The sequence below is a fragment of the Methanosarcina sp. 2.H.A.1B.4 genome, assembly GCF_000979385.1.
Classification (GTDB): domain Archaea; phylum Halobacteriota; class Methanosarcinia; order Methanosarcinales; family Methanosarcinaceae; genus Methanosarcina.
This window is the reverse complement of record NZ_JJOV01000031.1, coordinates 45958-67524: the sequence shown is the minus strand read 5'-3', so window position 1 is coordinate 67524 and position 21567 is coordinate 45958. Positions and strand designations below refer to the sequence as shown.

The window sequence follows — 21567 nt, the reverse complement described above, 5'->3', positions numbered from 1 at the left end:
TCCTTCCGGATGCAAGCTTCCAGGTTAAGGTAAATCTTCCAGTATTCCTGAATAAAAACCCCTCCAGAATGGATTCAAGCTCCGCGCTTCTGAATATCAGCCCTTTTAATGCAGGTTAGAATTCCAGTTCTTTCGGCTCTAAACCCCACGGCAGCGCAGCAAGTGTCGTTCTTACCCACAACATACTATTAATTGTAATTCGTAATATATATCTATTCCGGAATTTTTTTAGATTGCTTTGAAATTTTTTTTTAGATCACTCAAATTTCAGAGCGGCTGCTCCAGCGATGATTTTTATCCCCCCCTACTCCGGAATTTAAACCCAAAGATTACTTCTTTGTTTCCAGGTTTTCCATTAGCCCTGAGAGATGGGCAGGTATAGCCCCTATTGCAGTGCACGTCTCAAGGGAAAGTCCTTTAGAGGTAATATCAAGATGGTATTTCCCTCTCTCTAAGAGTTCCTTTGGAAGTCCCTTATGCCCGAGGCCCACAAGAAATAGAAATGAACGGTTGCGTAACGCTTCTTCAGCGATTCTTACCGGCATAACCTGTTTTTTTGGGTCTGGCTTTGAAGTGGTAATAACTATCTCTCCAAAGTGAGACGGAAAGCCTTTCTTTGGAAGATCGGACACCGAAAGGTGGTTTTTTTCGTAAAGGACCCTGAGATAACTTCCCGATTCTCCTATAGTGGTTTTTTCCATTACGAACGCGACCAGCTCTTCTGCGGTCATTTTGAACGGGAAATCATAAAGGGCAAGGTGGAACCCAAAAGCATGGCAGATTGGTGCGGCTCTGGCAATTGCCCGGTAATGCGCATCGAGAACTTTGATCTTGTCGTAGGTATTGACGATTCCAAGGGTGAGCATAAGCTGCTTCATTGTGCTTTTTTGTAAAATAATGTTTCGTTAACCTTTATCAGGTCTGTTTCTTCAGGAAACTCGAAAATACCTCATGGCGTGCTGTGCACACTTCTCAAAATGCTCGCACTTTCTGCAGTCTTCCCAGAGAAGTAATTTTTCTGCATCCTGCAGTTTTATAAAACCAAGCTTTTCAAAAAAGCCCGGAGCAGTCGTCCGTACATATAATTCACAGGCAGAGGTTCCAGGAGACTCCGGGAAATCAATAGTATTTATCAGGTACTCCATAAGCCTGGTTCCGATTCCTTTTCCCCGAAGGTTTGGATGCACGGCAATGGAGTGGAGCTCCAGAAAAGTCTTCTCATTTGACGTGTCCCTGATAAGGGCAGCACATCCGATCACTTTTCCTTCTTTTTCAGCCAGCACAAAGTCCTCGGGCTCAAGTCCTTCCATATCCAGAAAATAAGTGGATAGGAGCCTCTGGATTGCAAGCAGGTCTTTTTTTTCGGCTTTTCGGATTAAAATTTCTGTCATATTTCTTCCGCAGGCATTCTTTTTATGGTCAATCAGGCTCATCTGGTCAATCTGTATAGTTCGATATTTTATTCTTTTTTGAGCTCATTCTCTTTCTGTTTCATTCTCTTTCTGTTTCATTCTCCTTCTGTTTCTTCTTTTTCTTCTGTTTTTTTCCGTATGTGAGGTTCATCCATACTCCCTGAACGGAAGCCCTCAAGGTCGAGGGTTACATAGTCAAAACCAAGAGCTTTAAGATGCCTGGATATTTTTTCTTTTTTGCGGAATGCGTCCTCAAACTCCTTGCCAGTAACCTCTATCCTGGCAAGGTTGGAATGCATCCTTACCCTGAATTGTGTGAAACCCAGAGATAAAAGATAATCTTCGGCTTTTTCTATTTTCTCAAGAGCTTCGGTGGTAATAGGTTGTCCGTAAGCAATACGTGTGGCAAGGCAAGCTGCAGACGGTCTGTTGGCTGCGGAAAGGGAGAGATTCGTGGCAATCTCCCTTATCTCTTCTTTTGTAATGTTAAACTCCACAAAGGGGGACAAAATTTTTTCACCTGCTTCCTCAATTGCTCTGTACCCAGGACGGTTTTCCCCTTTTATTTCAGAAGCATTTGTCCCTTCAAGCACGACATTATATCCGGCTTTCTCCGCGAACTCCACCAGAGTTTCAAGAAGGGCTTTTTTACAGAAGTAGCACCTGTTAATTGTATTTGCGGAAAAATAGGGCACGCTGGTAAGGGAGAACGGGAGGATTTTATGCTGGATGCCTATTTCACAGGCTGTCTGGGAAGCTGTTTCGAGCTGCTGCCTGGGAAAAAGTGGAGAATCTATAGTTACGGCAAGGGCTTTTTCCCCAAGTACCTCAAATGCAAGGGCTGCAAGAGTTGAACTGTCCACTCCCCCTGAAAATGCAATGACTGCACTTTCTCTGGCTCTTATAGCCTCTCTTATCATCTCAATCTTTGCAATGTCCATTAATAACGAGTTTTCAGCTAATAAGATATATGTATTTTCCAGCCCAATAGCCAGTTGCCTTACGGCAGCCATAGTAAAGGGATATGGTGTGCTTAATCGGTGTTTTTTCCTGAGTTAGATATCTTGAAATGACACCATTTCAAAAGCTGCTTGCTTTACTTCAAAAATGCTTCAATCTCTCTGTACCGAAACTTTGTTTTCCTATCAGGGCTCTGGTTACAATAATAAATCTAATTAGAACCTAATTTCCTTATAATAGTATAATTTTGACGTAAATGATAAGATGGAGATCTTAGATGGAATTATTCGGAACTAATGGTGTGCGTGGTATTGCCAATGAATATGTAACCCCTGAACTGGCAGTCAATTTAGCCAAAAGTCTTGGAACATACATGGGCTCAAAAGGTACGGTTGCAATAGGTTGCGATACCCGGATTTCGGGCCAGATGCTGAAATCTGCAGCAATTGCCGGAGCTCTTGCAACAGGCCTGAGTGTGATTGATGTCGGGATTGTCCCTACCCCCTCCATTCAATACTATGTGCGCGACTATGCTGATGCCGGGATCGTTATTACGGCATCTCACAACCCCAGGGAATACAATGGAATCAAGCTGATTGCAGGAGACGGCTCAGAGTTCCCGAGGGACGGGGAAAGGGAAATTGAAAAAATTTATTTTTCAGGCAAATTCTCAACGGTCTCCTGGGAAAAAACGGGAAATTTCAGGGCTGATCCTTCAGTTAATGATTATTATATAAAAAGTATAATCCGTGCAGTTGATGCCGAAACCATACGCAGCCGGAAATTTAAGGTAGTTGTGGATATGGGCTGCGGGGCAGGTTCCCTTACTCTTCCTTTCCTGCTCAGGGAACTTGGCTGTGAGGTACTTACTCTTGGGGCTCAACCTGACGGGACTTTTCCATGGAGAAATCCCGAACCCACGCCTGAAGTCCTGACTGAACTTTCGGACCTTGTTAAAAAGACAGGTGCAGCCTTCGGGGCAGCGCATGACGGGGATGCGGACAGAATCGTCTTTATGGATGAAAACGGGGAATTCGTAAATGAAGAAGTTCTGCTTGCCATGATGGCGAAATATATGCTTGAGCGTGAAAAAGGACCTATAGTTACTCCGGTCAGTTCTTCCCAGCGCATGGCTGATGTCGCAAAGGAAGAAGGGGTTGAACTTCACTGGACCGCGGTCGGTTCAATCAATGTTGCCCGAAAGATGATGGACGTAGGTGCCGTTTTCGGAGGAGAAGGCAATGGAGGCCTTATTTTCCCCAAACACCAATACTGCCGGGATGGAGCAATGGCATGTGCCAAAATCCTTGAGATCCTTGCCGGGGGGAAAAAGTTTACTGAGTTAACTAAAAGCGTGCCTGTGTATTTCAATGCAAAGACCAAAACTCCTTCTAAGGATGTTATGGGCACTATGGGGAGAATTATGGAGGAAACTTCAAACCTGGGACTCATAACAGATACCATTGATGGGGTCAAGATCTGGTATGACGATGGTTGGGTCCTTATACGTCCTTCGGGTACCGAACCAATTTTCCGGGTCTTTGCCGAGGCAAAAAAGCAGGAGAGGGCAGAAGAATTAATGCAGGCAGGGCTGGAAATGGTCTTAAAGGCAGAAAAGGCCTGAAAAGTAATTTTAGCCATCAGTATCTTTTCGGAATGCAGGCGAGGCTCAAGTTGAATTGAGCCTTGATCTTCCCCTCTTAATTTTACCGTCTCTGACCTGAAGCCGGAGCCAAAAAAGATGAACTGGTTATGAGTTTCTAATAGAATTTTAGTTTTCCATTTAGTGGAATTAGTGATTTGTGATTAGCTTTTGTATAAACTTCATTTCTGTAAATTGCTCTTCTGGAAAACATACTTCTACATATTTTGTTTTTATGATCTACATTTGCCCTATTATTATTTATTATGTATTAATGTAAAATAAGTAACAACAAATTATAAATACATTGAGGCATTTCTTACATATGGGAATAAAAACAAAATTTATCTCCATGCCATAAATGTGTTAGTATGAGAGCCTCCTAATCTGAAAAACATACGCCTCCTAAATCGTAAAAAAGTATCAGAAGGTTCTAAATAACCTGCTAAGATAAATGACACAACAATACAAGATCGATAAGCATATCTCAAAATGAGAACTAAATACGGGATCAACAGACATCCTTTAAAATATACGAGCCATTAAAGCTAAGAAATCAGTAAAGTAACAGGATCAAAAACAAAGGTCTCCTTGTGCGATTAAATTCAAAAACAGCCTGTTAAATCAAAACGCAGGATCGGGGTTTAAAAGCCGGAACCGGAATTAATGCCGGCTTTCCTTTACCCTTTTCTCCTTCTTTTTTTAGGTTTTCTTTCAGGTCTTCCTGTATTTTTCCCAGTAACCTGTTAGTTTTCCCCCATAGGCAAGTTTTCCAAGCTCCCGCCTTACATGGTCGCTCACTTTCGAGGGGACTGCTGATGCGTACGGAGTGTCCGGAAGTGGACTCAGGTAATGGGCCCTAACAGTCCCACCTTTTCCGCAGATCCAGCTGACGAGGTCAAGGCTTTTTTCCTGATCTTCTTCGGTTTCGGTGGGAAGCCCGAAAATGAAATCAACTGCCGGGATAATCTCATGTTCCAGGCAGCACTCAACAGCTGAAATTGTGTCATCAACTGTATGCCCTCTCCTTATTTCTTTAAGGACGCGGTCACTGCCGGACTGAGCACCAAGGCTAAGGCTGTCGTTTGCACAGTATTTTCTCACAAGTTCGGCAGATTCTTCGGTCACGAACTCAGGGCGGACCTCGGAGGGGAAAGTTCCGAAAAAGATTTTCTTATCGGGAAGTTCATGCAGGGCAGAGAGCAGTTTTTCTACCTTATCGAACCTCGGGTGAACTCCATCGCTTCCGTAAGCGAAAGCATTTGAAGCTATGAAACGGAGGTCTTTATAGTGCTGTGCATTCTTCAGGATGCAATCAATGCTCCTGTGCCTTACCTCCCTTCCAAAAAGCCTGGGAGTCTGGCAGTACTTACAGCCCCAGGGGCATCCGCGGCTGATTTCAATGGGGGAGCGAAGTTTTTTCGGGTCAAAACAGGGATATGCATCCAGGTTCACATGCGGTCTTTCAGGAGTTCTGATGACCTTGCCGGTATCTGAGTTTTTGTAAGCAATTCCCTTTACCTCTCCCGGATCTCTCCCTTCCTTCAGAACCTTTACAAGTTCCGGAAGCGTTTCTTCACCTTCGCCAATCACCACGTAATCAAAATACTCAAGTGTCTCTTCGGGGGATCCGGAAGGGTGAGCCCCTCCTGCAATGAAGATTGAGTCAGTCCCTGCATTTTCAACTTCACTGAATATCTTCGCTGCCTGACGCGTGGTTAAACTATAGATCATGATCCCGTTCAGGGGGATGTCAGTAAATCCGGCTTCAGGAAGTAAAGGTGAAAGAACTGCAAAGCTGTAAGAGTTCTTTTTGCTATACCGGAAATGCACGTCCATTATTTTTTTCTCCTTTTTTCAGTGCTTTTTTCAGGTTTCGGTTCTCTTCAGGTTTTCCAGTCTTTTCAGGTTATGGGGTTAAAAGGAATAAGGGTAAAGCAAAGCAGCCCAAGGATAAAGGTAATTATTCCTATAAGGATACGTTTTTTATCCAGCTTCACTTTATCCTGAAGAGGGGATGGATGCCCGGCCGCTGCAAAAGCCCATAGGAAGAGAGCCCAGAATATCCAGATAAACCCGTCTCCCTTTAACCCGTAAACCACATAAAATCCTATCAGGAAAAGGATACGCGGCATCATCGAAGAGACCCAATCCGCTTTTTTACCGAGCATTGCCCTGAGCACGTGCCCTCCGTCAAGCTGCCCTGCCGGAAGGAGATTTAGAAGGGTTACAAACATCCCCACCCAGCCTGCAAAAGCCACGGGGTGCAGGTTGCTCCCTGTAACACCGACAAGCTTCTGGATCATTACAAAAAGAGGTGGGAGTCCAAGCTCGAACATCAGGGAATCGGGCAATGGTTTGACTGTAGGCGCATTAAGGTTTAGCCCTATTATGGTGACTGCAATCGAAACCAGGAGTCCTACCAGAGGCCCTGCAATCCCAACATCAAAGAGAACTTTCCGGTTAGGAATCGGTCCCCTGTAACGGATTACCGCTCCCATCGTGCCTATGAAAGTCGGAAACGGAATAAAGTAAGGGAGGGACGTTTTCATCCCATGGTACCTTGCCATTGCATAATGAGCCATCTCATGAGAGCCGAGAACAGCCATTATTGCAAAGGTGAAGGGCAAACCCTGGAAAACCTGCAAGGGATCGCTCCAGAGGTCAACCCCGAACATCCAGGCCCCACAGAGCATAGTTGTAAACACTGTTGCTATGAAAAGTACGAGGTTTACCCAGACTTTTTCCTTTGTCTTCTTTACAGGAGCGACAATAAGAACGTGCTCCCCAAGCTCGTACTTCAGGGTACCTCCAAGTCCTCGCTGTTCGAGGGGAGCCCAGAGTTCTCCCATTACATTTTCGGCATCCGTTTTAGGGGTACCGAAGAAATAGAAAATCTCTCCGGACTTCTGGATTTCATATACATCAAATACCCTGATTATGGAAGGGTATATGCGTGAAATCATCTCTTCAGTCTCTGACTTACCATTGCCTTTTCTCTGGTCTTCTCGTCCCTGTTTCATTTTTAGTTTCACGTCTTTGAAGCTTGAGGTTTTTAGCGTTTACATTTAAGCAATTTTCACGTTTTAAGCTTAAACGGCACGGTATGCAGGTTTAAAGTTTGATTTGCATCATTAATGTTTACTTTGCATCATTATTTTTTCTTACTGTCTTCAGGTTTTCTAAATTCGATATATCCCTCACTACCGTTTACCCGGACAATGTCTCCATCGTTTAAATACTCGTATGGGTTTTTTTCCAGCATATCAACTAAAGGAATTTCAGATATAATTGCTCCTACCGCTACAATCGGTTCGGTTTCCAGATTGATAATCGCTACCGGCCCAGCCTCATTTTTCTTCAGCTGGTACATTACATAGGAGCCAACAGTCGATCCCTTCCCATGGGGAAAAACAAGGACCTTCCCTTTGATTGATTTTCCTGCGAGAGAGTGTTTTTCTTCGACAACAATTCCTGTTTTAGGGTCCACACTGCCAAGGAAGGATATGGGGTCTCTGGAAAGCAAAACTTCCCCTTCTGCACATCCCCTGGAAATTGTCCGGCCTTTGAGTTTAATAGGAACCACCTGCCTTTTTTTCCTTTCTTCCGGTTGCCTCCTCGATGCAGGCTTCCATATTCCCGTATACACTTTCAGCCCCGCACATCCCGGGCACGTAGGCAAAGGCTTTTCCAGAATTCACCATGACGCAGGAGTAGGTGTTGGTTGCCGGAGAGACTACCATACAGGTATCGCAGACAACCTTAGCTCCACTTTCTTCAATGGTCCGGATATAGTCGGGGTAGCGTTTTGCAAGTTCCCGCGAGGTAAAGATCCAGGTTTCCTTTGAAACGGTTTTTCCTTTCAGGAGTTCAGCCGCTTTCTTAAGTTCGGCTGCAGAGCAGTGAGGGCAGCCGATAGTAATCAGGTCCGGCTCTTTTCCAGCTCTTTCTCTGCTCTCATAAACTTCATCCAGCTGGCTTCTCTCTATAATTATTTTTTCTTCCGGCTCTTCAAAGCCCAGCCTTTGGGCTTCAGGGGTCACTCCTTCCACGTGATAAAGAGCCACTGCTCCGGATGCCGCCATTGCAGCTCCAAGGGCTTTAAGTTCATCCTTTTCCGGAGTATCCTTTAGACGAAAAATAGGTACCCGGTTCCCAATGATTTTGCCTGCTACATATCCAAGTGCTCCATAATCCGATTCTTTAAGCGGGCACTCCACCCTGATCGAGACTTCAGGAACGCGGTTTTCCTCAAGATGGAGCCCATAGTTTGCCGTTTTTCCCAGAAGAGCTGCCGAAAGGGCGGATGGTCCTCCTTCCCTGTTTGTCCGGGCTCCTATTACGGAGTTCGCATAAGAGATGGCTGAGGATTCACTCCACGCCAGGTGGTCGCCGTAGCCTGCTGAAAAGCCTTCGAGGTTATAAGGAGTGCAGGTACATTCACAGCGGATTCCAAGCTTTTTGTAAGCCTGAATAATCGCCTTCTGCTTTTCTGCAAATTCAGGAGAAATTCTCAGCCTTTCCCAGTTTTCCAGGTCCATTCCAGCAGGGTTCAGGATTGCGGGAACCTTTACCTGTCCTTCAAGGTCTGAGATCCATTCAAGTCCGGCATCACCTATAGTTTTATAAGAGACCCCTGCAATCTGGGCGCTTTTGATGGGGATCAACCCGTCAGCACTATAAATGTCCCCGAGAGCTACAAGAATCTCAATTGCTTTCCTGAGAGTCTCTCCTGCTTCTCCGTTCAGGATTTGTTCTTCTTCTTTTGTAAGGTACATGAAAATTCCCTCTTTAGCTGCCAGATAGTAAATGCAGGGTGAAAAATATTGAGGCAGGTATAATTATGGCACTTATAATTTATTAAAGCAAATAAAGAACATTGAAACGAGTATAATACATTAAGGCAAGTACAGAATATTAAGACGAGTATAAAATATTAGGATGAGTATAAAATATTAAGGCAAGGCGAGGGGTTTTTTATACCCCGGGCTGCAGTCCTTTTAAGTTTACCTGCCTGTTAAAAGCTCCATATCAATCATTATTCCGGAATCACTGCCCTTTCGAAGTTCTCTTTTTCAATAAGAACCTTTGTAGCATCGATTCCCACTTTCGTAGTAGTCCCATCAGGAGCTCCTCTGGGATCAAGGGAACTTCCGCGGACATTAGGAATAATCATAATATCCATATCCCCTTTTACCCTTGTAGCAATTGCAAACTCGACATCATTAGGGTCAAAGATATTTATGTCCTCATCCACGACCACTACATGCTTGAGGCTTGTGTGAGCTGCAAAGGCTGCCATAATAGCGTTTTTCCCGTCTCCTTCAGTCTGTTTTTCGATCTGCACAACTGCATGAAGGTAACAGCATCCTCCTTCTGTCAACACCACGTTTTTGACGGTTGTAACTTCCCCTACAGCCCTGTATATCCTTGGCTCGTAAGGCACGCCCATCATCAGGAGGTGTTCGGGACCAGCCGGCAGAATTCCATGATAGATCGGGTCTTTTCTGTGGATAACGCGGGTGATACGGATTACAGGTTCTTTCCTTACCACATCGTATGTTCCGGTAATGTCCACAAATGGGCCTTCATCAACTTTTTCTACAGGGTCAATGTACCCTTCGAGCACGATCTCGGAGTGCGGTACTTTTATCCCGTTTGAGCACTCAAAAAGTTCTACCGGAGCTCCCCGCAGGGCGGCTGCATATTCAAATTCTTTTCCTACAGGGACCCTTGTAGAGGTTGCGTAAATAATCGTAGGGTCGCAGCCGATAACAATTGCAACAGGCAGAGGTTCGCCTTTTTCGATGGCTTTTTTGTGCAGGAGGTAGGTATGCCTCGGGGGAACAAGGCGGGCTGCTAGTTTGTCTTTTCCCACAAGCATAAGGCGGTGGATCGAAGCATTCATAACGTCTCCGTATTCGGAAACTATAATTCCTGCAGTTATGTAGGGGGCTCCGTCTTTTTCAAAATGGGTAAGGATAGGAAGTTTTGTGAGGTCAACCTCATTTTTTATGACCTCAAGGGTAGGAGACTCCGAAACTATCTGTACTTCGCCTTCCGGAGAAACTTCCGCAAGCTTTCTTATAATTTCTTCTTTAGGAACCCCTAGCATGGAAGCAAGTTCGTCCCTGGACCCAAGAAGGTTCATAATAACCTTTGAGCCTGAAATGTCGTGGAAAAGAACCGGAGCTTTTGTTTTTTTTGCAATTCTTGAAGCTTCGAATCTCGGGGAAACGGGCTGAGGAACTTCTACAAGTTTCCCGTTTTCTTTTAACCGGTCTATGAAATCTCTATAACTCATGGGTATCTGGATATCAAAAAGCTGTCAGATGATAAAAAGATTATCCGGTTCCAGGGCTTAATAGCTTCATGCCCTGTTACCGATATCAATGGTTTAATATACTTAAAATATGACGAAAAAGGGCTTTTGCCGCTGAAAATCCTGTTTTCTCTTGAATCAGTATTCTGTTTATGAACCTGTTTTGCCTGAAAACCCAGTTTTATTTCTGGTTCTCATTTCTGATTTGTCAGATCTCGTTTTACTGATCTGACTCTTATTCTTCTGCCTCTTCTATCTCTTTCATTCCTGCCAGTTTTCAGGCATAACCAGGTTTTTTCTAAGATTTTAACATTCATCGAGCATGAAAGCTCTTGGCCTTATGATTTTTTTCTTCTCATACTGGTCAAAGCAATGGGCTATCCAGCCTGAGATTCTCCCTATTGCAAAGATCGAGGTTGCAAGCTGTGGGGGGATTTCCATATATTTATAGATGACTCCGGAATAGAAATCAACGTTAGGATAAATTGGCTTCCCTCTTTTTTCCACAAGCTCGCGGACAACAGTATTTTCGATTGCTTCGGCTGTCGCGTACCAGTGCATATCCCCTTTGGATTCAGCCAGTTTCCTTGAGAGCTGCTTGAATATTGTGCCCCTGGGGTCATATGTCTTGTACACTCTGTGCCCGAAGCCCATTATTTTCTCTCTCTTTTCAATTTTCTCAAGGACAAATTTCTCTGCATTTTCAGGGCTGGCAACGTCTTCAAGCATATTCATAACCTCTGCCCTTGCTCCTCCATGAAGGGGACCTTTAAGTGTGCAGAGCCCTGAAACAACTGCTGAATAGAGGTCGGACAGGGTTGAAGCTGTAACTCTGGATGAGAAGGTGGAAGCATTCAACTCATGCTCGGCACTGAGAATAAAGTCTTTTTCCATGACTTCAGCTTCCAGGGGGTCTGGCTTGCTTCCTTTTATCATGTACAGGAAATTGGCTCCGTGAGAGAGGGAGGGGTCAGGGGGCACAGGTTCCTTTCCATTTGACACTCTATAATATGCAGCAACAATGGTTGGGACTATGGCAATTAGCCGTATGGCTTTTCTCATATTTCCTTCAGGAGAGCTGTCATTCAGGTTCGGGTCGAATTGAGATATGAAAGAAATGACTGTGCGCAGCACTTCCATAGCATCGATATTGAAATTGCACATGCGGATAATGTCCATTACCTCCCTGTTAATTTCACGCTCCGCATGCAGGCGGGCTGAGTACTCGGCAAGTTCCTGTTCTCCAGGGAGCTCTCCCCGGATTAGCAGATAGGAAACTGCATCATAAGGAAGTTCGACCAGTTCGTTGATGTCTACTTCCCTGTATTTCAGAACGCCCTCCAGCCCGTCTATGAAACATATATTTTTACTCATTTTCTACCTCACAGTTATGCCTCGAGGATTTTCAAAAAACTTTGAAATTGGGGAATCCTCTGATTATACGTGAAAGATTTAACACGAAGGACCTTTTGGGTCCAAAAATAGGGTGACAATGCAATTGTATTATCATCGAATAAGTATATTAAATTTGTTGAAATTGTAAATTTAAATCGTTTTAAATATATTTTCCTATGTTAAAACTCCTGCCTCCTCAATCTCTTCACTTATTTTAAGTATGGGGTCTAATATTTTTCGTAATGTATCTCTCTTCAAAATACCTATTTGAGCTAAAATAACCCCGTATCTAATAAGGATAAAAAGAAAGGTTCCGGAAAAAAAGAAGACACCTTATTAAGGCCAGCGGAACCTTTTAAAAAAATATTCTTGTGCTATTCTGGATAAGTGACCTATTATTTTTTCTTCACTGAATCCCGCAGGAACTTATGCAAAATTCCGCCGTTCCTGTAGTACTCTATCTCCACAGCAGAGTCCAGCCTCAATGCTACCTTGAACTCTGTTTCTCCTCCGTTATCGTCCTTTGCCCTTACGAGAAGCTCTCCGTGGGGTTCCATTTTCTCAATGCCAAGGATATCGTAGCTTTCCTTTCCTGTGAGACCAAGGGTATCTGCGTTTTCTCCGTCTTTAAATTGCAGGGGAAGAACTCCCATGCCCACAAGGTTGCTTCTGTGGATGCGCTCAAAGGACTCGGCAATAACTGCCTTTACCCCAAGGAGGAATGTTCCTTTTGCTGCCCAGTCGCGGGAACTGCCTGTCCCGTACTCTTTTCCTGCGAGTACAATCAGGGGGATATCGTTTTCCGCATAAAGCAGAGCGGCATCATAGATCGGGATTCCCTCGCAGGCTTCAGGCGGGAAATCTTCCCCTTTGAGGTGAGAGACAGTCCAGCCTCCTTCCCTGCTTACAAGCCTGTTCCTGAGCCGGATGTTCGCGAAAGTTCCGCGCATCATTACTTCATGGTTGCCCCGGCGCGAGCCGTAGGAATTGAAATCTTTCCGATCCACACCCCAGGATATCAGGTATCTGCCTGCCGGACTGTCTGCCGGGATATCTCCTGCAGGGGAGATGTGGTCTGTAGTGATGCTGTCCCCGAAAAGAGCAAGAACCCTGGCATTTTGTATATCTTCCGGCAGAGGCAAAGTAAGCGGGAAATCCACAAAATAGGGCGGTTCCTGAATGTAGGTGGATGTCGGGCTCCAGTCATAGAGGGTACCCTCAGGCACATCCAGCTCTTTCCAGAGGTTTGCGCCTTCCAGAACACCTGAGTACTCTTTTTTGAACATCGAAGGCTTAACGCTGGTCTTTTCGGTCTCCCTGATCTCTTCGTTTCCAGGCCAGATGTCCCTGAGATAAACAGGGAGCCCGTTCGGGTCATAAGCAAGGGGATCAGTTTCGAAGTTTATGTTCACTGTACCTGCGATTGCATATGCAACAACAAGCGGAGGGGAGGCAAGGTAGTTTGCTTTTACATGGGGGTTGATCCTGCCTTCGAAGTTCCTGTTCCCGCTAAGTACGGCTGCAACCGTAAGGTCTTTTTCTTCAATTTCCTTTGCAACATGTTCGGGCAGAGGTCCGCTGTTTCCTATACAGGTCGTACAGCCGTACCCGACCTGGTGGAAACCCAGAGCCTCCAGATAAGGCAGAAGCCCTGCGGCTCCAAGGTACTCAGTAGCCACTCTTGAGCCCGGAGACAGGCTTGTTTTCACAAAAGGTTTAACCTTCAGGCCCCTTTCAACAGCCTTTTTTGCGAGCAGCCCGGCTCCTATGAGCACCGATGGATTGGAGGTATTGGTACAGGAAGTAATAGACGCGATCACTACGGAACCATGTGTGACCCTGAAGTTTCTCTCATGGGAGTCAACCTTTTTTGCCTCTTCCATTCCGGATGCTTCGGATTCTTCTACAGGTGCTCCTCCTTCTCCCAGCCAGCGCAGATAGGCAGAGTCTCTGGCAAGCTCAACGCCTCCTTCCTTCTTTCTTATAAAGGTCTGTCTCATTGTTTCACGGAAATTTTCAGAGACCTCGTTCAGGAAGAGCTGGTCCTGCGGGCGTTTTGGTCCTGCGAGGCAGGGTTTTACAGTACCCATATCAAGATCGAGAGTGCTGCTGAAAAGAGGTTCAGGTTTGTGGATAGAGTAAAGAAGGTCCTGTGCTTCCAGGTACTTTTTCACAAGGTCAATCTGCTCGTCGCTCCTGCCTGTTCTCTTCAGGTAATTTAAGGTCTCCGCGTCAGGCGGGAAAATCCCGAGAGTTGCCCCGTATTCCGGAGCCATATTTGAAATCGTTGCCCTGTCAGGGAGGCTTAAGGAAGCCAGGCCGGGCCCGTAGAATTCGACAAATTTGCCGACTACGCCGTGCTTTCTTAACATTTTGGTGATCGTAAGAACGAGATCTGTGGCGGTAACTCCGGGTCCCGGTTTTCCATAGAGTTTGAAGCCCACAACTTCAGGAACGGGCATATAGTAAGGCTGCCCGAGCATTACGGCTTCGGCTTCTATGCCGCCTACTCCCCAGCCAAGCACGCCTATCCCATTGATCATTGTGGTATGGGAGTCAGTCCCGACAAGGGTGTCAGGGAACGCAAATAACTCTCCTTCCTTCTCTTTCAGGTGCACGAGTGGGGTCAGGTACTCAAGGTTTACCTGGTGGATGATCCCTCTTCCGGGGGGCACGACCCTGAAATTGTCAAAGGCTTTCTGTGCCCAGCGGAGGACGGTATAACGCTCCCCGTTGCGTTCAAACTCTTTCTTCTCATTTTCCTTAAGGGCATATGCTGTCCCATAGGAATCCACCTGAACCGAGTGGTCAATGACCAGATCAGCAGGAATTACAGGGTTGATTTTAGCCGGGTCTCCTCCAAGGCGCTCCATTGCCGAGCGGAGGGCTGCCAGGTCAACTACCGCAGGAACACCTGTAAAGTCCTGCATGATTACCCTTGAAGGAATAAACGGAATGTCCCTTTCGTTTATATTTTCAGGGCTCCAGCGGGCAAGGGCCTCTACATCTTCTGCAGTTATTATCTGCTTTTCAGTATCCGCATGCCGGAGCAGGGATTCCAGCAGGATCCGTATAGAGTAGGGGAGCAGGGAAATCCCTTCAAAGCCCTTTTCTTCCAGTTTGCCCAATCTGTAAATCGTAGCTTTTCCGGCAGTTGTTTCGATGCTATCTCTTACCCCAAAGGGGTCCAGACCTTCTCTCATTGTATTTTCTACCTCCGGCAAAAATATGAAGTAAAGATAATTATGGATTAAAGATAATCGTGAATAATGTTCTCTCATTAACTCTTTATCTGATGAAACTTCCTCTCTTTTATCCCTGAGACTATTTTATTCCTTCGGGCTTGTTATCTTCCTGTTTTTGGAGGCCGGAAGTTTATCACCCCTTCCCCCACCTGATGTCCGATTCTCGGCATTCTATTTCAATTATATATTCAGGATATCTTTCATATATTCAGGATATCTTTCATATATTCAGGATATCTTTTCCAGCGTTCCTTCGTTTTCAAGCACGTGCAGAACAAAAGGCAAGTTATAAAGACATATTTTAAAGACAAGTTTTTTTCTTATTTTTCCTGGAATTATGCTCAATTTATTTATATGCTATTCAATAATTCCCAATTTAATTATATGCTATCCAATATTATATGTTGTCATCTATAATAATAATTGACCGTTTCAGCTTTCAAAAACTTGTCCATCAGGGTTCTGGGATCTGAAGGTCCGGAATTATGTATCCCCTCATACTGTTGTAGCAGGGGCAGGGGTGAGATGGGCAGGAATGGGATTGAAATCCAGGCAGAGATATATTAAAAAGTTTCTTCAAAATCCCTGAAATAGCCTGTTCTGTATTTTCAGGAGCTGGTCAACAGATTCCGAATTTCCACAGCGTCCTGATTCTCTGATGAAGAGGGAAATGAATCTGAAAAAGAACGGGGACCCTTAAAATTGGAGGCGCAAAAAAAGAACGGGCGCCTTTTATAAGGAAATACCTCAAAAAAAGAAGGAAAGGGGCTGTTTATTATCAGTCGAATACCCCGCTAGCTTGCTGCGGGGTGCGCCAGCGCAACTTTGATTAAAGGAAAAAGTTCGTTTTATTCTTTTTTAATATTGCTTTTTTCTTCTCAAGACGATGTTTCTTTACTATCAGCAGTTAGGTATGGCAGTTCAGGGTTTGCAATATTCCATAATCTTCCGGCACGATAATTCAGGTTTCGCGGCAATGTGAACAGAAAAAGATATTAAACCCCTACATGAAACCTGTTTATGTAATTACGAACCATATATGTGGTAAAGAGGATACTGAAACCACTTTCGGTTATGAACGGTTTTGGTAGAAGTTAGATAATTCTTTCTTCATATCAGGCATGGATGTGATTTTCTTGCTCAAAAACAAACAGGACATATTCAGGAGATTCTCAAGCTCCGGCCGCAGGCTCAGGAAAAACCCGGGGTCCGGGAAGGATTCTTTACGCGACTCTCTCATAGGGTTCTGTCCTGTAATTGACGCCGACTTTGTCGAGGTTCGCGAAGACCCTGCCTCTATCGAAGACGATTCTGTCGAAGATGATTCTGCTGGGCTGGACTCCGAACTGATTGAAAATCTCAGAGAATACCTTAGAACGAGATCTAAGGAGGAAATCACTGAAATCTTTGAAGAAATTCGCAAAATCCTGGAAAGCAGGACTTCCGAAGGCAGATTTTCTAAAGACCCAATGGAAGGGTCGTCTGCTTCTGAAAAAGTGCGGATGAAGGATATTCCGCGAAGAGCTTTCAGGACATTTACGAAAACTGCCTCCTGCGGAAAGGACCGGGTAATAAAAATTTCAAAAACCGTTTCTTCAAAAGCCTCAACAATAGCTTCCGAGGGGAAGGAGTCAGTAAAGGTCTCTTCGAAAAAACTCAATGACAAGTGGAGTAATCTAAGTCCCGGCGACCGCAAAATGATTTCTGAGGCTCTGATCACAGTGATCGAGATCGGGCTGCTCAGGAATTCCACCAAAGGCAGAAAGGCGGCATTTGTTGTTTTGTCAAGCATCTATAGGCATCAACCGCCAGGTAAGAAAGATCTGGAAGAGTTCATAGACGAGGTGAGCAGGCGTTTTAAGCGCAGACATTAATTGTACATCTGCCCCTTTTTATAATGAAGCTGGAGATCTCGGAAATTCCGATCTGTATGGAAATTATCCTTTCAATTTACCCAACCAGTTAAAACATCCTCATAGGTCTGCTGATTGCTTTTATAAATCTTGCAGGGCTTTCCTCAACCTGCCAGTTTCCGGCATCAGGAATAATATAGGTATGGTCTGAGACCTGGTCCAGCCCTCCTGCATCGTAGTTTCCTATTATCAGGGAAAAGATGCGGGCTTTTCTTTCGGCTTTTATTTCATTCCATTCCCGGACAAGGGGTTTTTCTGAGAGTTCGGAGGCACCATCGGTCAGGAAAAGGAGGTCTGCTCCCTGGAAGGTTTTTTCCTCTTTTACTGCTTTGAGCCCCGCTCGAAGAGCTGTGTTGAAGTCCGTGCCGCCCCCAAAAGTATACTTGATAAACTCCAGAAACTCGTTGCCCATGCGTTTTTTATCCGTAAGCTCGATCTCAACTGTCTGCCATTTCGATGAAAAAAGAATTACTTTGACATCCCTGTTTTCTCTTAACATCCTCCTCGCAATTGCCAGGACCACGGCTTTTGCAAGAATTTCAGGCCCTCCCCGCATGGAAGCAGAGGTATCAACCAGGGCGACAACAGGTCCTTTTCTCTTTTTTCCTGCAGAGTTCGAGTTCCAGTTTTTCCCTCTGAGCTGGTATGTAAGGAGCTTTTCTTCGAGCATATCAGCATAGAACTTGAGCTTCAGGACCGGGTTTTTGAGTTTTATGGCTTCTATCGGAAGCAGGGTCCTGATTTCGCCTGAAAAGGTAATTGAGTGCACTTCACTTTTGCTGTGCGGCGATAATTGCAGTTTCTTTGAGCCGTACTCAAGCTCAATTCTGCCAACCTGTTCGAGAATCTCATTCAGGTCAGAACTTTTCCTGAGGATTGCCGCATACTTTTCAAGGTTTTCAAAGTATTCCCTGTGCAGAGCCTGTAAGGAGTAGTCCCACATTCTTCCCGGAAAGAGCATGGAGAGGATCTCAAGCATTTCTAAGTGGTCTTCGAGGGCAGGGATAAGCTCCTCAAGCTTTGCAGCTATCTTTTCTCCTATTACAGAGTCAACTGCTTCTCCAGCCTTTTCGCTGAACATGAATTCCCGGGTAATTGAGGCAAGTCTTTCCGACGCCGCCGTGTTTTCAGGCTCCTGGTCATGGGCCTGGTAATCCTCTGACCGGTTTCCAGCATTTTTAAGGAAATTTCCCTTATTCTCTTCTGCTCTCTGGTTATTCTCGTCTTCTCTCTTTCTGTCCTGCCATTCGTTCGCATTTCTCTGCCAGTCAGAGTATTTAGAGCTTTCAGCCCTTTCCAGCCTGCTCCTTTCCCATACAGCCTGAGTTTCACTGATCAGCTCTTTCAGGGCTTTCAGACTTTTTTCCAGTCCTTTCTGGGATTTCCTGAACAAATCCGGTTCTACTTTTTTGTAATCATCAAGAAGCGTAAAAAGTTCTTCCAGCAGACTTTTCAGGATAAAAATCCCTGCCATCCGGTTGGTTCCTGCAAGGATTTTTATTTCTTCCCAGGCCTGCTGGTTTCTCATGCTAAGGAAGATCGGATAAAAAACCCCGAATTTTTCCATAAAGCGTTTTTCGTCCTTTATTTCGTAGTCTTTTTCTGAGAGGAGTTCATAAATAAGTACCTCTGCAATCTCTTCTCTGAGCCCGTGAGGCACTTTTCGGGGAGTTGCCAGGAAGTCCCGTAGTTCAATATTCAATATCGTAGAGGGGTTAAACGCCTGATCAAAAGATAATGCTCGGTTTGATCCGGACAGATCTTCGAAATCTCTTCTCGAGCTTTTCAGGTTCTGCATATTTTTTGTTTCCTGCCTTTTTCGGGTTTTCAGGAACCACCTTTTCAGGCGACTTCTGCTTTTTCGAGTTCTACATCAAATATTTTCGGTTTTTCTAGCAGGGCCCGGATTTCGTTCAGATGGCTTGCAATCTCGTAAATATCCGTGTTTTTGGAGCGGTATTTCATCAGGATTTCCTTGCTGTCCTGTCCGGAAACCCATATATTTTCCCTGAGGGTTTCCTCAAGGGCTTTTTCTTCTTCCTGCACCTGCTTTCTAAAGTAGTTCAGCTTTTCCTCAAGGTTTTCATACTCTTTTTCGTAGAGTTTCTTGTCTCCGTAGTCCAGGCTGAGCTTGAACTCAAAACCGTTCCTCCGGCGGAACTGCTCTGCCACGGCTTCGAAGCTCAGCGCCCCGTTAATGTTGCTGTACTCAAGCCCGAAACTGTAGGTGTGGGTCGGAAATTCGGTATGGTGTTTTAAAAAATCAAGGGCATTATTGAATGTGAGACTCTTCGGGGCTTTCGCCCCCGTAAACCTGGAAGTCCTCATGCTGCCGGTCGTCTTTTTCTCTTCTTCAAAGCACTTATTACAGGACACAGGGTCCGGAAGTTCCTGCTGCAGGCAGCTGTAAACAGAATTTCTAAGGTCAAGCACATTCTGTTTGAGCTTTCCGGTATCAGTGCCTCCGTAGACAACTCTATCCAGGATAAGTTTCCTGATCGTTTCCTTCTGTTCGGGGAGGTCCCAGAGCATGTGCTGGAGCAGGACAACAGTCATCCTGTTTACGCTTGTGTGCCCGTTTACGGCGGAAGCGACCCTGAGCACATTTATAATCTTCTTCCAGCGCCTGTCCGAAATGAAGATATTGGAATTCTTAAGCTCTCTTCTCAGTCCTCTTATAATTGCCCGGACCTCAGGGTCTACACTCATATCCCTTGCTTTTTTCCGGATTTCCCTTATATCGTCAATCGAGAGTTTCGTTGAAGGCAGGAAGTCCTCCGTATTTTCGAAAATAAGGTCCTCAAGGTTTTCTTCATGCTGAATATAGTCCACGCTATACCTGAAAAGGAACCTGTCGTAAAGGGCTTCAAGGCTTTCGTCTTCTTCGGGCAGTTCGTTGGAAGCCCCAAATACGGAAAAGAGAGGGACATCCATAACCTCCTTGCCGTTATGGTATTTCCTCTCGTTCAGAACTGTCAGAAGGCTGTTTAAGATAGAGCTGTTCGCCTTGAAAATTTCGTCAAGAAGGGCGATATGTGCAGTTGGCAGGTAGCCTTCTACCCTCCGGCTGAATTCGTCCTTCTCAAGCGCCTTTAGAGAAAGTGGTCCAAATACTTCTTCCGGAGTGGAAAAACGAGTAAGGAGATAATGGAAAAAGTTCCCTCCTTCGATAGTTTCGCAGATTTTGTTTGCAAGCAGGGTTTTTGCAGTTCCCGGAGGGCCCAGCAAAAGAATGTGTTCTCCCGAGAGCAGGGCAAGAAGAGAACCGTTGATTTCAGCATCTCGTTCTTTAAAGTAGCCAGAGAATTCCTGTTTAATATTGAGGATATTATTTTTCAAATCCCGAACTTTCATAAATTTCAAAACCTTTATAAATATCTCTTTTCCAGCATCTCATCTGTAAGCCTGTAAAAGGGCTTTGCAATAATAAGCAGCAGTACCCGGGTCCAGTAATCTTAAAAATGAGCTAACTATTTTTATGGGCCTTGCCTTAATTAATTTTTCCAAAACAAATTCTGATTCGTAACCCCTGGTATGCCTGCGGGTTATCCCCCTCTTTGCAGTGATATCTCTTTTTGCCTTAAACACTGAAATCCGGAGCACTCTCTTTTCTCAAAGTTTAATCAACTTCAAGGTTTAATCAAAGCTTCCATTCCTTGCCTTTCCTCGGCTGTCCGAAGAGGTTATGCATTAAGAAGTCAATCACTACTGGAATGGTTTTAACTTCTCTGGATAATATCATTTTCAGAGACTGGCCAACAAAATCAATATTCGAGACGAATATTCTGGAAGATCTTTCATGAATGATTTTGAGCGTGAAAAATATAGCCGACAGATCCTCCTTTTCGGGGAAGAGGGGCAGGAAAAGTTGAAGAATGCGAAAGTACTGGTTGTCGGCGCAGGTGGACTCGGAAGCCCAATTTCTACATATCTCGCAATAGCCGGGGTCGGAAAAATAATTCTTGCAGATTTTGATTCTGTGGATCTCAGTAACCTGAACAGGCAGTTTCTCCACCATGAGACGGATATTGGGAGGGCAAAGGTTGAATCCGCAAAGGAAAAGCTTCTTTCCATGAATCCCGGAATTGAGGTTGAAACTATTGGGGAAATGCTTGCCGAATCAAACATCGAATCCCTGATTCCTGAATGTGATATTATTGTCGATGCCCTTGATAACCTCGAAACCAGGCATCTGCTTAACAGGCTTGCCGTAAAAAGGAGAATTCCATTTATTCATGGGGCGGTTACAGGGTATGATGGTCAGGTCACTACGATAATTCCTGGAAAAACCCCTTGCTTTTACTGTATTTTTCCGCGAATTTCCAAAAAAGAAGTTTTTCCGATTTTGGGTGCAACTCCGGGTATTATAGGCTCTATTCAGGCAAATGAAGTAATTAAGTTTCTGACTGGAAAAGGAAAGCTTCTGGAAGGCCGCCTTCTGTTCTGGAATGGGCTTTCTGGACATTTCAGTGAAATCTCTCTCTCGAAGTTAAATAATTGTCCGGTTTGTGGATCTCTTAATGAATTAACTGATAATAGGTGAAAATAACTGAAAATAACTGAAAAAGAATAAGATATCTGCCTTTTCTCAGGAAGGGTAAACCTTTGTTTCAAGATGAAATAAGCAGGATTCCCGTCACTTCAGTGGCGGGTAGTTGACTTTCCTGCCTGTTGATCA

At 44.8% G+C, this 21567-nt stretch carries 16 protein-coding genes; 3 read left to right on the top strand and 13 right to left on the bottom strand.

Going from position 1 to position 21567, the window contains the following annotated elements; all coding sequences use genetic code 11:
- Positions 1–329 precede the first annotated feature (329 nt).
- From EO92_RS04700 to larE, 3 genes are all read right to left on the bottom strand, one after another.
- Positions 330–878 carry a DUF531 domain-containing protein gene (locus EO92_RS04700; RefSeq protein ID WP_082107943.1) on the bottom strand — a complete coding sequence of 183 codons (549 nt, stop codon included), beginning with the start codon at positions 876–878 and terminating at the stop codon, positions 330–332.
- Between the two features lie 51 nt (positions 879–929).
- Positions 930–1433 carry a GNAT family N-acetyltransferase gene (locus tag EO92_RS04695; protein WP_235283187.1) on the bottom strand — a complete coding sequence of 168 codons (504 nt, stop codon included), beginning with the start codon at positions 1431–1433 and terminating at the stop codon, positions 930–932.
- Between the two features lie 74 nt (positions 1434–1507).
- The gene (larE, locus tag EO92_RS04690) at positions 1508–2353 is read right to left on the bottom strand and encodes an ATP-dependent sacrificial sulfur transferase LarE (protein ID WP_048169810.1); all 846 of its coding nucleotides are present in this window, start codon (positions 2351–2353) and stop codon (positions 1508–1510) included.
- A 296-nt stretch (positions 2354–2649) separates the two neighbouring features.
- Here larE and glmM point away from each other — a divergent pair, with 296 nt between their 5' ends.
- Positions 2650–3996 carry a phosphoglucosamine mutase gene (glmM, locus tag EO92_RS04685; protein ID WP_048169680.1) on the top strand — a complete coding sequence of 449 codons (1347 nt, stop codon included), beginning with the start codon at positions 2650–2652 and terminating at the stop codon, positions 3994–3996.
- Positions 3997–4728: 732 nt separating this feature from the next.
- On the opposite strand, the gene EO92_RS04680 is transcribed toward glmM, so the two are convergent.
- The 7 genes from EO92_RS04680 to acnA form a co-directional block, all read right to left on the bottom strand.
- Positions 4729–5853 (bottom strand): TIGR04013 family B12-binding domain/radical SAM domain-containing protein, encoded by a 1125-nt coding sequence (locus tag EO92_RS04680; protein WP_048169678.1) that lies wholly within the window; start codon positions 5851–5853, stop codon positions 4729–4731.
- 65 nt (positions 5854–5918) lie between these two features.
- Positions 5919–7037 carry a site-2 protease family protein gene (locus EO92_RS04675; protein WP_048169676.1) on the bottom strand — a complete coding sequence of 373 codons (1119 nt, stop codon included), beginning with the start codon at positions 7035–7037 and terminating at the stop codon, positions 5919–5921.
- Positions 7038–7168: 131 nt separating this feature from the next.
- The gene (locus tag EO92_RS04670) at positions 7169–7600 is read right to left on the bottom strand and encodes a DUF126 domain-containing protein (RefSeq protein ID WP_048169674.1); all 432 of its coding nucleotides are present in this window, start codon (positions 7598–7600) and stop codon (positions 7169–7171) included.
- Positions 7587–8792, bottom strand: coding sequence for an aconitase X (locus EO92_RS04665; protein WP_048169672.1), 1206 nt, complete (start codon positions 8790–8792; stop codon positions 7587–7589). Before EO92_RS04665 ends, EO92_RS04670 begins: the two co-directional genes overlap by 14 nt.
- A 260-nt stretch (positions 8793–9052) precedes the next feature.
- On the bottom strand, positions 9053–10318 hold the full coding sequence (locus EO92_RS04660; protein ID WP_048169669.1) for a UbiD family decarboxylase: 1266 nt from the start codon (positions 10316–10318) through the stop codon (positions 9053–9055).
- A 324-nt stretch (positions 10319–10642) separates the two neighbouring features.
- Positions 10643–11710 carry a citrate/2-methylcitrate synthase gene (locus EO92_RS04655; RefSeq protein ID WP_048169668.1) on the bottom strand — a complete coding sequence of 356 codons (1068 nt, stop codon included), beginning with the start codon at positions 11708–11710 and terminating at the stop codon, positions 10643–10645.
- A gap of 416 nt (positions 11711–12126) precedes the next feature.
- Entirely contained in the window at positions 12127–14934 is a 2808-nt protein-coding gene (gene acnA, locus EO92_RS04650) for an aconitate hydratase AcnA (protein WP_048169667.1), read from the bottom strand.
- Between the two features lie 1169 nt (positions 14935–16103).
- Between acnA and EO92_RS04645 the strand changes: the two genes are divergently transcribed.
- Entirely contained in the window at positions 16104–16850 is a 747-nt protein-coding gene (locus tag EO92_RS04645; RefSeq protein WP_235283201.1) for a hypothetical protein, read from the top strand.
- An 88-nt stretch (positions 16851–16938) separates the two neighbouring features.
- Here EO92_RS04645 and EO92_RS04640 read toward each other — a convergent pair whose 3' ends face one another.
- The 3 genes from EO92_RS04640 to EO92_RS04630 are packed head-to-tail and all read right to left on the bottom strand — an operon-like array spanning position 16939 to position 20492.
- A complete protein-coding gene (locus tag EO92_RS04640; RefSeq protein ID WP_048169665.1) occupies positions 16939–18687 on the bottom strand; it encodes a VWA domain-containing protein in 1749 nt (582 codons plus the stop codon).
- A 44-nt stretch (positions 18688–18731) separates the two neighbouring features.
- A complete protein-coding gene (locus tag EO92_RS04635; protein ID WP_048169663.1) occupies positions 18732–20243 on the bottom strand; it encodes an AAA family ATPase in 1512 nt (503 codons plus the stop codon).
- A gap of 39 nt (positions 20244–20282) precedes the next feature.
- Complete coding sequence (locus EO92_RS04630; RefSeq protein ID WP_048169661.1) at positions 20283–20492, bottom strand: hypothetical protein; 210 nt, start codon at positions 20490–20492, stop codon at positions 20283–20285.
- A 196-nt stretch (positions 20493–20688) separates the two neighbouring features.
- On the opposite strand from EO92_RS04630, the gene EO92_RS04625 reads away from it, so the two are divergent.
- Entirely contained in the window at positions 20689–21432 is a 744-nt protein-coding gene (locus EO92_RS04625; RefSeq protein ID WP_048169659.1) for a HesA/MoeB/ThiF family protein, read from the top strand.
- Positions 21433–21567: the final 135 nt, after the last annotated feature.